Origin of the sequence: Pseudotabrizicola sediminis, assembly GCF_004745575.1 — a bacterium.
In the GTDB taxonomy this organism is placed as follows: Bacteria; Pseudomonadota; Alphaproteobacteria; order Rhodobacterales; family Rhodobacteraceae; genus Pseudotabrizicola; species Pseudotabrizicola sediminis.
The window spans coordinates 250,747-265,779 of sequence record NZ_RPEM01000002.1 but is presented as its reverse complement, the minus strand read 5'-3'; the positions used below and the strand labels follow the sequence as shown (position 1 = coordinate 265,779).

Annotated in this window: 11 protein-coding genes; 9 read left to right on the top strand and 2 right to left on the bottom strand. The window is 64.1% G+C overall.

Annotation, left to right across the window (positions count from 1 at the left end):
• Nucleotides 1–1,155 precede the first annotated feature (1,155 nt).
• From EEB11_RS03950 to EEB11_RS03925, 6 genes are all read left to right on the top strand, one after another.
• Nucleotides 1,156–1,518, top strand: a complete 363-nt coding sequence (locus EEB11_RS03950) for a DUF983 domain-containing protein (protein WP_135429115.1) — start codon at nucleotides 1,156–1,158, stop codon at nucleotides 1,516–1,518.
• Between the two features lie 326 nt (nucleotides 1,519–1,844).
• Complete coding sequence (locus EEB11_RS03945) at nucleotides 1,845–2,261, top strand: acyl-CoA thioesterase (protein WP_135429114.1); 417 nt, start codon at nucleotides 1,845–1,847, stop codon at nucleotides 2,259–2,261.
• Nucleotides 2,262–2,352: 91 nt separating this feature from the next.
• Entirely contained in the window at nucleotides 2,353–3,891 is a 1,539-nt protein-coding gene (gene gpmI / locus EEB11_RS03940; protein ID WP_135429113.1) for a 2,3-bisphosphoglycerate-independent phosphoglycerate mutase, read from the top strand.
• Nucleotides 3,888–4,997 carry a murein hydrolase activator EnvC family protein gene (locus EEB11_RS03935; protein ID WP_135429112.1) on the top strand — a complete coding sequence of 370 codons (1,110 nt, stop codon included), beginning with the start codon at nucleotides 3,888–3,890 and terminating at the stop codon, nucleotides 4,995–4,997. The genes gpmI and EEB11_RS03935 overlap by 4 nt, the downstream gene beginning before the upstream one ends.
• An 8-nt stretch (nucleotides 4,998–5,005) precedes the next feature.
• A complete protein-coding gene (locus EEB11_RS03930) occupies nucleotides 5,006–6,343 on the top strand; it encodes a S41 family peptidase (protein WP_135429111.1) in 1,338 nt (445 codons plus the stop codon).
• Between the two features lie 66 nt (nucleotides 6,344–6,409).
• Complete coding sequence (locus EEB11_RS03925; protein ID WP_245298760.1) at nucleotides 6,410–6,907, top strand: RNA pyrophosphohydrolase; 498 nt, start codon at nucleotides 6,410–6,412, stop codon at nucleotides 6,905–6,907.
• A gap of 212 nt (nucleotides 6,908–7,119) precedes the next feature.
• Here the strand turns inward: EEB11_RS03925 and EEB11_RS03920 are convergent, their stop codons facing one another.
• Nucleotides 7,120–8,349, bottom strand: coding sequence for an FAD-dependent monooxygenase (locus tag EEB11_RS03920; protein WP_135429109.1), 1,230 nt, complete (start codon nucleotides 8,347–8,349; stop codon nucleotides 7,120–7,122).
• An 83-nt stretch (nucleotides 8,350–8,432) separates the two neighbouring features.
• Between EEB11_RS03920 and EEB11_RS03915 the strand changes: the two genes are divergently transcribed.
• The 3 genes from EEB11_RS03915 to EEB11_RS03905 all read left to right on the top strand — a co-directional run bounded on the left by EEB11_RS03915 (nucleotide 8,433) and on the right by EEB11_RS03905 (nucleotide 14,244).
• Nucleotides 8,433–9,764, top strand: a complete 1,332-nt coding sequence (locus tag EEB11_RS03915; RefSeq protein ID WP_135429108.1) for an amidase — start codon at nucleotides 8,433–8,435, stop codon at nucleotides 9,762–9,764.
• 143 nt (nucleotides 9,765–9,907) lie between these two features.
• Nucleotides 9,908–11,086: an aminotransferase class I/II-fold pyridoxal phosphate-dependent enzyme gene (locus EEB11_RS03910; RefSeq protein WP_135429107.1), complete on the top strand. Its 1,179-nt coding sequence runs from the start codon at nucleotides 9,908–9,910 to the stop codon at nucleotides 11,084–11,086.
• A gap of 14 nt (nucleotides 11,087–11,100) precedes the next feature.
• Complete coding sequence (locus EEB11_RS03905; RefSeq protein ID WP_135429106.1) at nucleotides 11,101–14,244, top strand: DNA translocase FtsK; 3,144 nt, start codon at nucleotides 11,101–11,103, stop codon at nucleotides 14,242–14,244.
• A gap of 61 nt (nucleotides 14,245–14,305) precedes the next feature.
• Here the strand turns inward: EEB11_RS03905 and EEB11_RS03900 are convergent, their stop codons facing one another.
• Nucleotides 14,306–14,947, bottom strand: a complete 642-nt coding sequence (locus EEB11_RS03900) for a ribonuclease T2 family protein (RefSeq protein ID WP_135429105.1) — start codon at nucleotides 14,945–14,947, stop codon at nucleotides 14,306–14,308.
• Between the last annotated feature and the right edge of the window lie 86 nt (nucleotides 14,948–15,033).

The following is a 15,033-nucleotide window of genomic DNA, read 5'->3' as shown; positions in this document are numbered from 1 at the left end:
TCACGCTACCAACGGCCCCGTCAGGGCAATGGGACCATCTAACCGCAAACGAAAAGGCGTGGATCGAGTTCATCAGAATCATCTCATGTGGCAGCGATCCAAAGATCACGCCAAACCGCGTTCGCGCGTTGACGAAGCTCCTAGACGCGGGATGAGGCGTCGGCGTAGGAAAGGTCAGCCGGTTCCCATTCATCTAGAGATCGCTTTGAATAGGGGCTGGCTACTCTTTCTGTGATACCCTTCATCTGGCGCTTTGCTAAAGAAAGCGTCAGCGTGGCGGTCATGCTACAAATGGCGCGTCACGAGTTGCTACAAACGGACGCAAACTTGTGCCGCAAGCATATGAAATAAGTAAGAAAATATTTTCACCTGAGTTGTCCAGCCTCTCACCCAACCACCCCCTAAGCATGTGATGACTAAACTCCTTCGACCAAGGCGTTGGAACCGCACATGAGCATGAAGCCAGCCCTGCATTGACCCAGCGATAACCTGCCGTGGGCTAAAATATGCGGTGCTCTGCGGTTGCAGGACGCGGGTGTGAACCCTTGAGAAAGGCGGGCGCATCTGGTGGCGCGGGCCTTTCTTCCTGGCTATGGACTGTTCCAGACAGGCGCATTTTTTCGCCCTTACGGGGTTTTATTATGATTTCTCTCCCGACACGCCGCCTTCGCTTTGGCCTGATCATGCATGAGAGACTCCGGAAAATTGAGCAGATGAAAAAAGCGGTAGGGCGAAAGCCCTTAAACAAGCGATTGTCGGTCCGGCTGCGGGACGACAGGAAAAGCGCGTAATCCGCAGAAGCATCCGATCAGGGGGAAATTCCCTTGTGTCGGATCGCAGTGCGCTTTTGCGCCAGAATGAATGCCCGCGCCGCACTGCGAAGACAGGGTTGCCTAGGATCGGATATCGATCAAGAGGTTTCGCAGGCCTGAAAGCCGCTGTGCGGTCAGGTCGGGATCGACCGACTGCTCGGGGTTTATGCGTTCCGGTTCCCACAGGTGCCCATCTGTCACGTGCCAGCCAGACCCCTTTGCGGCGCTGTGGGCCCTTGAGGTTCAGACAGAACGCGGGTGCTGATTGGGTAGTTTGCCGCAGGCCGCGCTATTGCATGGAGTGTCTGACTGTCTATATCGAAGCAGTCCTTAGGAGACAGTGATGCAAGACGATCAGCGCCTTAGAAAGCCCGCGATGCTGAATGGCCTGCGGCACCGTTGCCCGAACTGCGGTGAGGGACGGCTGTTCACAAGCTATCTGAAGGTTGCCCCGGCCTGCGAGGTCTGCGGCCAGAGCTTTGCCCAACAAAGGGCCGATGACGGTCCGGCCTATTTCACCATTCTGGTGATGTGCCACATCGCCGGTTTCATGCTGCACTTCATGATTGTCTACAGTGATTTCGGCCCGATGGCGACGGCCCTGATGATCAGCGCGGTGGTGCTGGTGGGCAGTCTTGCGATGTTGCCGCGGGTCAAAGGGATCATGATCGGCTGGCAATGGGCAGACCGGTTGCACGGGTTCTAAGCGAAACCCGGTGCGTAGCGGGCCACGTGTCTGGCACCCGAGCTCATTCCATCGTGCGGTGACGCGCAGTGACAGCCCTGACGCTACAGTCCTCATCAGACGCGACGTGTACCGGGGACATCTGACGGTTCCGGGGGCCATATGATCGAAATGGTGCAGACAGCACCGTTTCGGGCATCTGAACACATGTGGCACTTGCAACCGGGCTGACGCGGGTTGCTGTTGCCGTGCCGGATACCACAGGCATCCCTGTCTGATCACAGGGCCGTGACACAGCGGCGGCCTTGGGGCATACAGAAACCACCGCCAAAGACCATAGGACCGACATGAGCCGCGAAGATCAGCCCCCTACCGGCAGCCCCACCATCCGCACCATCGCCATGCCCGCCGATACCAACCCGTCGGGCGATATCTTTGGCGGCTGGCTGATGAGCCAGATGGACCTTGCCGCAGGAAGTGTGGCGGCGCTGACCTCGGGCAAGCGCAGTGCCACGGTGGCAGTGGATGCGATGATCTTTCACCGTCCGGTCAAGGTGGGGGATGAGGTGTCGATTTATGCCACGCTGGTCCGACTGGGGCGCACGTCGATGACAATCCATGTCGATACCTGGCGCCGCCCGCGCGCCAGCCCACTGAGTGAAAAGGTGACCGAGGCGAATTTCACCTTTGTCGCGCTGGATAATGCGGGCAGGCCGGTGCCGATTGCCGCCGGGGGCGATGGGGCCCAGACAGAGGGGCTCTGACTGGCGCGCATCGCCTGAGGCCCGGCACCGGCCTGTTGCCCGAACCGGCACCACGGGCTATGACCACGGACAAAGCAGATGAGGCAGTATCATGACCCCCCCGCCCAAACCCGCAATCCCCAAGCCAGTTGTGCTGTGCATTCTTGACGGATGGGGGCTTGGCCCGGTGCGCGAGTGGGATGCGCCTGCGCTGGCGAAGACACCCAGTTTCGACGCGCTGATGGCGACCTGCCCGCATTCCACACTGACCACATTCGGCCCCGATGTCGGCCTGCCAAGCGGGCAGATGGGCAATTCCGAGGTAGGGCACACCAATATCGGCGCGGGCCGGGTGGTGGCGATGGATCTGGGCGCGATTGATCTGGCGGTCGAGGATGGCAGTTTCGCCGTCAACGTCGGCCTGCTGGAGTTTGCCGCCAAGGTAAAGCACGCTGGCGGCACCGCACATCTGATGGGCGTGGTGTCGGATGGCGGGGTGCATGGCCATATCAGCCATGTGCTGGCGGCGTGCCGCGCCCTGACAGATCTGGGCGTGCCGGTGGCGCTTCATGCGATCACCGACGGGCGCGATGTGCCGCCGTCTTCCGCTGCCGGATTCATGGCGCGGCTGGTGGCAGGGTTGCCCGAGGGCGCGCAGGTGGCCACCGTGACAGGGCGGTACTGGGCGATGGACCGTGACAACCGCTGGGACCGGGTGGCGCGGGCCTATGCGGCGATGGTGCATGCAGACGCTGAGCGTGTGTCAGATGCCGAAGCCGCCGTGGCGCAATCCTATGCCAAGGGCGAGACTGATGAATTCCTCGCCCCTACGGTCATCGGAAAATATGCCGGAGCCAAGGATGGTGACGGCCTGTTCTGCCTGAACTTCCGGGGCGACCGTGCGCGCGAGATTCTGGCGGCGATGGGGCAGCCGCAGTTTGAGGCCTTTGACGTGGGCACCCGCCCCGCATGGTCGGCAATGCTGGGCATGGTGGAATACTCGCAGGCGCATAACGCCTATATGGCCACCGCCTACCCGAAACGGGTGATCGTGAATTGCCTTGGCGAATGGGTGGCCGCACAGGGCAAGACCCAGTTCCGGTTGGCCGAAACCGAGAAATACCCGCATGTGACGTTCTTTCTGAACGGCGGGCGCGAGGTGCCGTTTGAAGGCGAGTCCCGCTTCATGCCGCTGTCGCCCAAGGTGGCAACCTATGACCTGCAACCCGAGATGAGCGAGCCGGAAGTGGCCGACCAACTGGTGGCGGCGATCGAGGCGGGCCATGACCTTATCGTGGTGAACTTCGCTAACCCCGACATGGTGGGCCACACAGGCGTGCTGGAGGCGGCGATCCGGGCCTGTGAAGCGGTGGATCATGGCCTTGGCCGTGCCATTGCCGCCCTGAAGGCGTGCGGCGGCGCGATGATTGTTACCGCCGACCATGGCAATTGCGAACAGATGTGGGACCCGGTCACCAATGGTCCGCATACTGCGCATACGCTGAATCCGGTTCCGGTGATCGTGATGGGCGCACCAACGGGGTCGCGCCTGCGCGACGGGGGAAGGCTGGCCGATCTTGCGCCAACGGTGTTGCAGTTGATGGGTCTGCCGCAACCACCTGAAATGACCGGGGTAAGCCTGCTGACATGATCCGCGCTGCCGCCCTTGGCCTATTGCTGCTTGCCCCCCCGGCGCTGGCGCAAGGGGTGGCTGATCAGGCGGCCACCGCTTCGGCCAGCCTGCAAGAGGCGGTGGCAGCTCTGGAGGCGGCAACCAGCGCACGCGACCGGGTGACTGCGCTGACCCGGACCATCCGCGCCTATGAAGACGGGCTGGGTGCCCTGCGTGAGGCGCTGCGGCAGGCCCATCTGCGCGAAACCACACTGAACCTGCAGTTTCAGGCCAAACGCGACCGCGTGGCGCAGCTGGTGGGGGTCCTCAGCCAGATGGAAAGCCGCCCCGGCCCGCTCTTGTTGCTGCACCCGTCTGGCCCCTTGGGCACGGTTCGATCGGGCATGATGCTGGCCGATGTGACCCCCGCCTTGCAGGCCGAGGCCGAAAGCCTGCGGGCGGAGCTGGCCGAGTTGCGTGACCTGCGGGCGCTGCAACAGGCCGCCGGCGAAACTTTGGCCAGCGGGCTGAGCGTCGCACAAGAGGCGCGGACCGCGCTGTCGCAGGCGATGTCAGACCGCACCGAATTGCCCCGCCGCTTAACCGAAGACCCGGAAACCCTGCGCGGGTTGTTGCAAAGCGCCGATACGCTGGATGCCTTTGCCTCGGGCCTCGCCCTGGATATTGGCGACACCAGCAGTTTTGCCGATGCCAAGGGGCGGCTGCCGCTGCCTGTGTTGGGCACGGTCCTGCGCCGGCCGATGGAATCCGATGCCGCCGGGGTGCGCCGCCCCGGCCTGACCCTGGCAACCCGCGCGCGCGCGCTGGTGACCACGCCCTGGCCCGCAACGATCCGCTACCTGGGGCCCTTGCTCGACTACGGAAATGTGATCGTACTGGAGCCCGGAGGGGGCTATCTATTGATCCTCGCCGGGCTGGAAACAGTCTATGGGCAAGTGGGAGAGGTTCTTGGCCCCGGCGCGGCCCTTGGCCTGATGGGCGGGGGCGAACCTGGGGTTGCCGAATTTCTGGCAGCCACGCAAGAAGGTGGTGGCGTGCAAGGCACGCAAACGCTCTATATGGAGCTGAGGCAAGGGGCAGACCCGGTCGATCCGACCGAATGGTTCGCCGCATTGAGAGAGTAGGACGAGGCATGAAGAAGTTCGTAATGGCCGCAATCGGCGGCACCGTGGCCGGGGTCGTCCTTACGACACAATTTGCGGCCCCTCTGATCGCGCAGGAAAACAGCCGCAACGCCAATGTCTACGAACAGCTGGATCTGTTCGGCGACATCTTCGAACGCGTGCGTGCACAATATGTCGAAGAGGTCGACAGCAAAGAGCTGATCGAGGCAGCCATCAACGGCATGCTCACCTCGCTGGATCCGCATTCCGGCTATCTTGCGGCTTCTGACTTCGACGACATGCAGGTGCAGACCCGCGGAGAGTTCGGCGGCTTGGGGATCGAAGTCACGCAGGAAGAGGGCTTTGTAAAGGTGGTGTCGCCAATGGACGACACCCCGGCAGACGAGGCCGGAATCGAGGCCGGCGATTTCATCACCCATGTGAACGGCGAATCGGTCCTTGGTTTGCAACTGGATGCCGCCGTCGACCTGATGCGCGGCCCGGTCGGGTCCGAGATCATCATCACCGTGGTGCGCGAAGGCGTGTCAGAGCCATTTGACGTTTCGATCATCCGCGACACCATCAAGCTGGTCGCCGTGCGCAACCGCGTGGTGGGCGAAACCGTGGTGCTGCGGGTGACCACGTTCAACGACCAGACCTATTCGGGCCTGCAGGAAAACCTGCGCACCGCCGTCGAAGAGGTGGGCGGCATGGAAAATGTGAACGGCTTCGTCATCGACCTGCGCAACAACCCCGGCGGTCTGCTGACACAGGCGATCAGGGTTTCCGATGCCTTCCTCGACAAAGGGGAAATCGTGTCGACCCGCGGGCGCGAACCCGTCGACAGCGAACGCTTCAATGCGGAACCCGGCGATCTGGCCGAAGGCAAGCCGATTGTCGTGCTGGTCAACGGTGGTTCGGCCTCGGCGTCCGAGATCGTGGCAGGGGCATTGCAGGATCACCGCCGTGCGATCGTGGTCGGCACCAAGAGCTTTGGCAAAGGCTCGGTTCAGACCGTCATCCCGCTGCGGGGCGATGGCGCGATGCGCCTGACCACCGCGCGTTATTACACGCCGTCGGGCCGGTCGATCCAGGCCCTGGGCGTGATGCCCGACATCGTGGTCAACCAGCCGCGCCGCGACCCGGCCGCCGTAGCGGCGCAAGAGGAAACCAGCGCCCTGCGCCCGCAGACGTCGGAAGCTGATCTGCGCGGCACCTTGTCCAACGATTCGATGTCTGAAGACGAGCGCAGGCTGCTGGAAGAAGAACGCGCCCGCACCGAAGAAGCGGCCAAGCTGCGCGATGAGGATTATCAGCTGGCCTATGCCATCGACATCCTGCGCGGACTTGCCGCTGTGGCACAATAAGGTCCGCTCTTGGGATGACTTGAAACGGCGCAGCGAGCGGATCGCTTGCTGCGCCAACAGACCGGAATGGCGGAGCTGATGTCGATCGACCCCGAAACCCTCCCTTACCGCCCCTGCGTCGGGGTGGTGCTGATCAACGGCGAAGGTCGCATCTGGACCGGCCAACGGCTCGATTCGCCCTCTCCCGCCTGGCAAATGCCCCAAGGTGGTATTGACGATGGCGAGGCACCCCGCGACGCCGCCCTGCGTGAGCTTTGGGAAGAAACCAGCGTCACCTCCGATCTCGTCGAGATCATCGACAAGACCAAAGGCTGGGTCACCTATGATCTGCCACCAGAGCTTCTGGGCAAGGTCTGGAAGGGCAAGTTCCGCGGGCAAAAGCAGAAGTGGTTCCTGCTGCGCTATCTCGGTCACGACGATCAGATCAGCATTGACCGCGAACACCCGGAGTTTGCCGCATGGAAGTGGATCGGCGCCGCAGAGATGTGCGACGTGATCGTCCCCTTCAAACGCGCGGTCTATGACGAAGTGGTTCAGACCTTCCGCGCCCATCTGGCGGACTGACATGCCGGCGGCTATTGCCCCCCACCGCTGCATAAGCGGCACCGTTGGAATTTGAGTGATTGGAAAAGGTGCAAATCAGCAGATGCTGCGCCCAAGCCTCCGGCACCGGTCCAGGGCGCACAAAGAGCTTTCCACGCGACCGGGGCGACTTGCTCCGTGGCAACGCCGTCGCGGGTGGCTCGATGCCACCTGCGACGGCCCCTGCGCTCCGGTCACAGGGGCTGGCCTGACAGCAGGCGCGGCAGATCGCCGGACAGGCCGGCGGCTTGCCGGATGAAACCACGGCGCAGGCGCGGCAGCGCGCTGATGGCACCCATGCCAAGATCGCGTGCCATCCGGAGCGCCGGGTTGTCGTTGGAAAACAGCCGGTTGACGCTGTCCATTCCCAGTGCCAGCGTGGTGGCGTCGAACCGCCGCCAGCGTTGATAGCGCTCCAACACATCGGCGGCACCGATGTCTTCGCCGCGACGGGTCGAATCCACCAGAACCTCGGCCAGCGCCGCCACGTCACGCAACCCGAGGTTCAGCCCCTGTCCGGCAATCGGGTGGACGCCATGGGCGGCATCGCCGACCAGCGCCACACGCGGCGCGATGAAGCTTTGCGCCAGGCTCAGCGACAGCGGATAGGTGAAGCGCGCGCCTGCCAGCGTGATCTCCCCCAGAAAATCACCGAAACGCGGGCGCAGGACGTCCAAATACTCCGCATCCGCAAGCGCCTGGATGGCGGCGGCCGCACTGTCGCTTTCGCTCCAGACGATCGAGGAATGGTGACCTCCGGCCAGCGGCAGGATCGCCAGCGGACCTGCGGGCATGAAAAACTGCTGGGCGATCCCCTGATGGTCTTTCTCATGCCGGATCGCGGTAACCAGTGCGGTCTGGCCGTAACCCCAGCCAACCCGGGTGATCCCCGCGCGAAGGGCCGTGCCGGACCCGCGTCCGTCGCAGCCGACCAGCAGGCGCGCGGTCAGGGTCTTGCCAGAGGCGAGGGTGACGGTGACGCCGTTCGGAGATACCTCCTGTGCCACAACCGTTTCGCCTGACAGCAGGGTCAGGCCGGGGGCAGCGTCCATCGCCTCCAGAAAGGCGCGGTAGAGGTGGCGGTCTTCCAGCATGAAGCCCATCGGGCCTTCTTCAATCTCGGCAGAGTCGAAATGCAGAAAGAAGGGGGCCGCGCCCTGCCCGGCAATGCCGTCAGAGGCTTTGATCTGCAGAATTGGCTGCACCCGGTCGGCCACCGCAGGCCAGATGCCGATGGCAGTCAGCAGGCGTTTCGAGGCAATGGCCAGCGCATAGCTGCGCCCGTCAAAACCCGCTTCGGCCCGGGCAGGGGCGGGGCGGGTATCAACCACAGTCACGCTCAGCCCCGATTGCGCAAGCGCAAGCGCCAGTGCCGGGCCGTTCAATCCCCCCCCGGCAATCAGGATGTCGCTGTCATATGTCATGTCACGGACTATGGGGCAAAGATCCGAATTGTCCATGCGCCGCCTTGCCGCTAGCGTTGCGGGAAAACAGGGCGGGCAATGGCATGGCAAAGACTTGGGCGAATATGACAGCGGCAGAGCTGGGCGCGGCGATCGGCGCGGGCCGGATCAACCCGGTGGAGTTGTGCGAGATGCAGCTGGACGCGATTGACCGCCATCCGCTGCGCGACCGGATCTATGCGCGGGTGACGCCCAACCGCAGCAGGTCCGAGGCGATGGCGGCCGCCGCGCGCGCCAAGTCGGGTCTGCGGCGCGGGGTGCTCGATGGCGTGCCCGTCAGCTGGAAAGACCTGTTCGACACTGCGGGCCGCCCGACCGAGGCCGGATCGGCCCTTCTGCGCGGGCGCGTGCCGAAGGCGGATGCCGAGGTGCTGCGGATGACAACGCTGCAAGGGCTTGTCTGCCTTGGCAAAACCCACATGTCGGAACTGGCGTTTTCCGGGCTGGGGCTGAACCCGGTGACCGCGACGCCACCTTGCATCAATGACGAGGCGGCGGTGGCGGGGGGGTCATCCTCGGGTGCGGCGGCCTCGGTCGCTTATGGCCTCGCCCCGGCGGCAATAGGGTCGGATACCGGCGGGTCGGTGCGGATACCGGCGGCGTGGAACGATCTGGTGGGGCTGAAGACCACGCATGGCCGATTGTCGACCAAGGGTGTGGTGCCCTTGGCCCAGATGTTCGACACCGTGGGGCCGTTGGCCCATACGGTCGAGGATTGCGCCCTGCTGCTTGCCGCGCTGGAGGGCGGGCGGGCGGCGGATCTTGCCGGGACCAGCCTGTCGGGCGCGCGGCTGTTGGTGCTGGAGACGGTGGCGCTGGACGATCTGCGCGCAGCACCTGCGCGCGGGTTTGATGATGCGCTGGCCCGGCTGGCGCGGGCGGGCGCGCGAATCGAACGCGGCGTGGTGCCCGACCTGACCGAAGCGATGGGCTTGTCGCCGATCCTGTTCACCGCCGAAGCCTATGGCATCTGGGGCAAGGTGATCGAGGCCGCCCCCGAAAAGATGTTCCCGCGTATTCTGGAGCGGTTTCGCATGGGGGCCGGGTTCAGCGCGCCGGATTACGTGGCCGCATGGCGGCGCTTGCACGCCCTGCGCGCGATTTGGGCACAGGCGGTGGCGGGGTATGACGCGGTGGTGGTGCCGACCGCACCGATCCTGCCGCCCGATGCGGCGCGGCTGATGACCGACGATGCCTATTACGTGTCAGAAAACCTGCTGGCGCTGCGCAACACGCGGATCGGCAATCTGATGGATGGCTGTGCGCTGACCCTGCCGACCTCGGAACCGTCCTGTGGCATCAGCCTGATGGCAGGCCCGATGCAGGAGGAACGGCTGCTGCGACTGGGGGCAGCGGCAGAACGCGCGCTGCGCTAGCAACAAGCGGCGCAAGGGCGGGCGAAAAAGACACAATCCCTTGTGGCTAACCCCAAGGCTTGGCGGCTTTTTCTGGACCCGGCGCGGATCACTGGCTATCCTTGGTCAAAACGGGGCGATACGACCCCGAACATGAGGCAGATATGGCGTTTCCAGAGCGGTTTCTGAACCTGCCGGAGTATGCGTTTCCGCGTTTGCGGACGCTGCTGGATGCGCATGCGCCGGGCGGCCCTGCTGTTCACATGACCATCGGCGAGCCGCGCCATCCGATGCCCGCGTTCGTCGGGCCGATTTTGGCGCAGCATCTGGATGGCTTCGCGGTCTATCCGCCGAATGACGGCACGCCCGAACTGCTGGCAGCCATCGCCGGATGGGTGCAGCGACGCTATGGCGTGGCGCTTGCCTCCGATCAGATCATGGCGCTGAATGGCACGCGTGAGGGGCTGTTCAACGCGGCCATTGCGCTGTCGCCGGAAAGCAAGGGCGGAAAACGGCCGGTCATTCTGATGCCGAACCCGTTCTATCAGGTCTATGCCGTCGCGGCGCTGACCGTTGGGGCAGAGCCGGTTTATGTGCCTGCAACGGCAGAGACCGGATTTCTGCCGGATTACGAAGGCCTGCCTGCCGATGTGCTGGACCGGGTCACGGTGGCCTACCTTTGCTCGCCCGCCAATCCGCAGGGGGTGGTGGCCCCCGCCGATTATCTGGCGCGGCTGATGGCGTTGGCAGAGCGGCACGATTTCCGCATTCTGGCCGATGAATGCTATTCCGAGATCTGGCGCGATGCGCCACCGCCCGGCGCCCTGGCCGTGGCGCAACAAACCGGCACCGATCCCGAGCGGGTGGCGGTGTTTCATTCGCTGTCCAAGCGGTCGAACCTGCCCGGGCTGCGGTCGGGCTTTGTGGCGACGGGTGCGCAGAACATGGCCCGCATCCGCCAGCTGCGCGCCTTTGCTGGCGCACCCTTGCCGCTGCCCATTCAGCGCGTGTCAGAGGCGGCATGGAGCGATGAGGCGCATGTGGCCGAAAGCCTTTCGCTATATCAAGACAAGTTCTGTATGGCGGATGAGGTGTTTGCCGGACGGCACAACCGGGTGGCACCGGAGGGCGGATTCTTCCTGTGGCTTCCCGTGGCCGACGGCGAAGAGGCCGCTTTGAAACTGTGGCGCGAGACAGGGGTGCGGGTGTTGCCCGGTGCTTATCTGTCGCGCGACGTCGGGGGCGACAACCCCGGCAAAGCCTATATACGGGTGGCCTTGGTCGCCCCACAAACAGAATTGCAGCACGGGCTGATCCGCCTTCGTGACTGCCTCTATCATTGAGGACAGGTAAGGTCATGGCATCCATCAACATGCGTCAACGCGACCCTCTTCTGGACCAGGACACCGCCGCCATGCTGGAACGCCGCGGGCGGGAGCTGATGGGGCTGGGACTGTTGGCCGGGGCGGTGCTGTTTGCGCTGATGCTGGGGAGCTATTCGCCGGAAGATCCGGGCTGGATGGTGGCAACGGATGAACCTGCCAACAACATGCTGGGCCGGTTCGGCGCGGCGGTGGCATCTACGCTGATGATCATCGGCGGCAAGGGCGCATGGATGTTGCCGGTGATCCTTGGCGTCTGGGGCGTTCGCTTCGTCACGCATCGCGGGGCTGACCGGGCTATGGGGCGCATCGTGTTCGCGGTGATCGCCGTTGCTCTGGCCTCGGTTTTTGCGGCAACGCTGGTGCCGGGGGCGGGCTGGCCGCATTCGTTCGGGTTGGGCGGGTTGTTCGGCGATACCATACTGGGCACGCTGCTGGGTGTGGCCCCGGTCAGTGCGGGGGTCGGGCTGACGCTGTTTTCGCTCATCCTTGGCGCGCTGCTCGGGGTGATGGGGCTTTGGGTCACTGGCTTTACGCTGGTGGAGCTGGCGGTCATCGGGCGGTTTCTGGCGGTGGGCTCGATCTTTGCCTATGATACGGTGATCCATCTGGCCGGGCGCGGCACCAGCCGCGCGGCGCATGCGCTGGCTGAACGTCGGGCAACCCGGGCCGAAGCGGTGACACAGCGCGCAGCCACCCGGTCGCAAGACTGGTATGACGCAGAGGAAGCCGAGCCTGCCAGGGGTGGCACGCGCAATGCAGCGATCTATCGTGGCACGGCCGACCTGCCTCAGCCCGCCAAGACTGCCGCCGAATGGGGCCGGCCGTCGGCGCTGCGCGGCACCCTGCGCGCCGATCCGCGATATCCTGAACCGATGGCAGAAGCGGCCTCTTATGCGCCCCCGCGCGAAAAGGCCGGGTTGCTGGCCCGGATGCCCCAGATGATGCGCCGCGCCGCCGAGCCGGAGCCGGAACTGGTGGAACCAGAGCTGCCCCCGTTTTCCGATGATCTCGCCCCGAATGATGACCGGATCAAGGCTCGAATCTCGGACGCGATCAAGTCGCGGATGCGCCACCCCGGCCCGGTGCTGAACCCCGCGACCACCGCCGCACAGGTCCGGCGCGAACCCCCGGTGGCCCGCGGCCTGACCCAGCGGTTGCGCGGGCCGCAGCCGCTGATCGCCGATACCCGCCGGATGCCGCCGGTGGTGGCTGTCGGTTTGCCGCCGGAACCGCCCCTGACCATGGCGCAGGTGGTGCCTGCGGCCCGCGCGGCTGTGCCCCCTGCCCCGCCACAACTGCCGCCGATGCCACGCACCTACGTGCCCGTGGCGAAGTCGGATGCATATGAAGATCCGGCCAATATCTTCACCCCCGATCTGTCGCCCGCCTTAGCCTATGCCGATGAGGACGACGACTGGCAGCAAGAGGATGATGACGCCGCGGAATATGGAGCTGTACCGGTCACATCCTACGCCGCTCCGCGCATTCCGGTGGCCGAAGTGCGCAAGCCGGTGGTGCAACATATCGTGAAAAAGCCGATGACCCCGTCACGGCAGGCGATTGCCGAAAGCCAGCCCCGCCTGCGGTTTGATGAGGCGGTAAGCCAGCCCTATGAACTGCCGCCCCTGTCGCTGCTGTCCAGCCCGTCAACCGTAGAGCGCTTTGCGCTGTCGGATGAGGCGCTGGAAGAGAATGCGCGGATGCTTGAATCGGTGCTGGATGACTACGGGGTGAAGGGCGAGATCGTCAGCGTGCGCCCCGGCCCGGTGGTGACCATGTACGAACTGGAACCGGCACCCGGCCTGAAGGCCTCCCGCGTCATCGGCCTTGCCGATGACATTGCGCGCAGCATGTCGGCGCTGAGCGCCCGCGTGTCCACCGTGCCGGGCCGGTCGGTGATCGGCATCGAATTGCCCAATGCCACCCGCGAAAAGGTGGTGCTGCGCGAGATCATCGCCGCCCGCGACTTTGGCGACAGCAACATGCGCCTGCCGCTGGCCCTTGGCAAGGACATCGGCGGTGATGCGATTGTGGCCAACCTCGCCAAGATGCCCCACCTTTTGATTGCCGGGACTACAGGTTCCGGGAAATCGGTGGCGATCAACACCATGATCCTTTCGCTGCTCTACAAGCTGTCGCCCGAGGAATGCCGGCTGATCATGATCGACCCCAAGATGCTGGAACTGTCGGTTTACGATGGCATCCCGCATCTGCTCTCCCCTGTGGTGACCGACCCGAAAAAGGCGGTTGTCGCCCTGAAATGGGTCGTGGGCGAGATGGAAGAGCGCTATCGCAAGATGTCGAAAATGGGCGTGCGCAATATCGAAGGATTCAACGGCCGGGTGCGCGAAGCGCTGGCCAAGGGCGAGATGTTCAAGCGCACCATCCAGACCGGGTTTGATGAGGATACCGGCGAGCCGGTGTTCGAGACCGAAGAATTCGCCCCCGTCGCGCTTCCCTATATCGTGGTGATCGTCGACGAGATGGCCGACCTGATGATGGTCGCCGGCAAAGAGATTGAAGCCTGCATCCAGCGGCTGGCACAGATGGCACGGGCATCAGGCATCCACCTGATCATGGCGACGCAGCGGCCTTCGGTGGATGTGATCACCGGCACGATCAAGGCGAACTTCCCGACCCGGATTTCGTTTCAGGTCACCAGCAAGATCGACAGCCGTACCATTCTGGGCGAGCAGGGGGCCGAGCAGCTTTTGGGCATGGGCGATATGCTCTATATGGGCAACGGTGCCAAGATCACCCGGATTCACGGCCCCTTCGTAAGCGATGAAGAAGTCGAGGAAATCGTCAACCATCTGAAATCCTTCGGCCCGCCGGTCTATATGTCCGGCGTGGTCGAAGGTCCGGATGAGGATTCGGTCGGCGACATCGACGTGGTGCTGGGCCTGTCCACCGGCGAGGGCGGCGATGATGCGCTCTATGATCAGGCAGTGGCGATCGTCGCCAAGGACCGCAAATGCTCGACCAGCTATATCCAGCGCAAACTGGGGATCGGCTATAACAAGGCCGCAAAACTGGTGGAGCAGATGGAAGAGCAGATGGTGGTCACCGCCGCCAACCACGTTGGCAAACGCGAAATTCTGGTGCCCGAGACCTGAGAGGGTTTGTCAGTCAGAACCGCAAAACGCGCCCCCATCCGGGGCGCGTTTTGCATTGCGCTTACCGCATCGCGTTCAGACCGGCATCCTGCAAGGTACAATCCCGGATCACATCCGCCCCACAGCGGCGCGGTTCCAGATCGCGGGTCAGGCAGATCCGTACCTCCTGAATCATACCGGCGCGGCAGGTGACCGTAACCTGATCGCGGGTCAGCCCCGGGTTGGCCTCGAGAAACGCGCCTTCAATCACCTGTGCCGGAACTTTCAGATCCTTGGTGATCTGCGGGAAAACCGGCGAGATTGCGATCGAGGTGAACGCCGTACGCGCAAGCGTGTAGTAGGCCTTCGCGGACAGCCCCGAACAACGGCCATGTTTCTTCCATTGGTAAAACGCCGCCCCTGCCCCGCCGAACACATCGGCCATCGCCGCTGTGTCGCTGCGCGACGGGTCCGCCGCCCCGGTGCGGCAATAACTGGGCCAGCCGCGTTCATGTTGTGGCCACAACCCGTGCAGCACAAAGGGCGTGCCCCGGCCCCGGTCGCATTGCGGATCGCGGCGCGCATCGCCTTCCAGCGCGCACCAGTTGGCAGACCAGGACAGCGCCATCACGTAATAATCAAAGTCGCCCGCCTGCTCTCCCTCGGCCCGCGCGCCTGCGCTGCCTGCGCAGATCAGCGCCAGTGCCAGCCAAAGCCCCCGCATTTTCGCTTCCCCTATCCGTCAAAACCGCCTATATCACCCTTGAATTCCCCGACATCGTGGAAATCGCAGGCCAAGGCCTGCAGCCG

What these genes read in the sequence shown, in the direction of transcription:
- EEB11_RS03950 (WP_135429115.1), top strand. Translation starts at nt 1,156, where the DNA reads ATGCAAGACGATCAGCGCCTTAGAAAGCCCGCGATGCTGAATGGCCTG.
- EEB11_RS03935 (WP_135429112.1), top strand. Translation starts at nt 3,888, where the DNA reads ATGATCCGCGCTGCCGCCCTTGGCCTATTGCTGCTTGCCCCCCCGGCG.
- EEB11_RS03925 (WP_245298760.1), top strand. Translation starts at nt 6,410, where the DNA reads ATGGCGGAGCTGATGTCGATCGACCCCGAAACCCTCCCTTACCGCCCC.
- EEB11_RS03900 (WP_135429105.1), bottom strand. Translation starts at nt 14,947, where the DNA reads ATGCGGGGGCTTTGGCTGGCACTGGCGCTGATCTGCGCAGGCAGCGCA.
- EEB11_RS03945 (WP_135429114.1), top strand. Translation starts at nt 1,845, where the DNA reads ATGAGCCGCGAAGATCAGCCCCCTACCGGCAGCCCCACCATCCGCACC.
- gpmI (WP_135429113.1), top strand. Translation starts at nt 2,353, where the DNA reads ATGACCCCCCCGCCCAAACCCGCAATCCCCAAGCCAGTTGTGCTGTGC.
- EEB11_RS03920 (WP_135429109.1), bottom strand. Translation starts at nt 8,349, where the DNA reads ATGACATATGACAGCGACATCCTGATTGCCGGGGGGGGATTGAACGGC.
- EEB11_RS03905 (WP_135429106.1), top strand. Translation starts at nt 11,101, where the DNA reads ATGGCATCCATCAACATGCGTCAACGCGACCCTCTTCTGGACCAGGAC.
- EEB11_RS03915 (WP_135429108.1), top strand. Translation starts at nt 8,433, where the DNA reads ATGGCAAAGACTTGGGCGAATATGACAGCGGCAGAGCTGGGCGCGGCG.
- EEB11_RS03910 (WP_135429107.1), top strand. Translation starts at nt 9,908, where the DNA reads ATGGCGTTTCCAGAGCGGTTTCTGAACCTGCCGGAGTATGCGTTTCCG.
- EEB11_RS03930 (WP_135429111.1), top strand. Translation starts at nt 5,006, where the DNA reads ATGAAGAAGTTCGTAATGGCCGCAATCGGCGGCACCGTGGCCGGGGTC.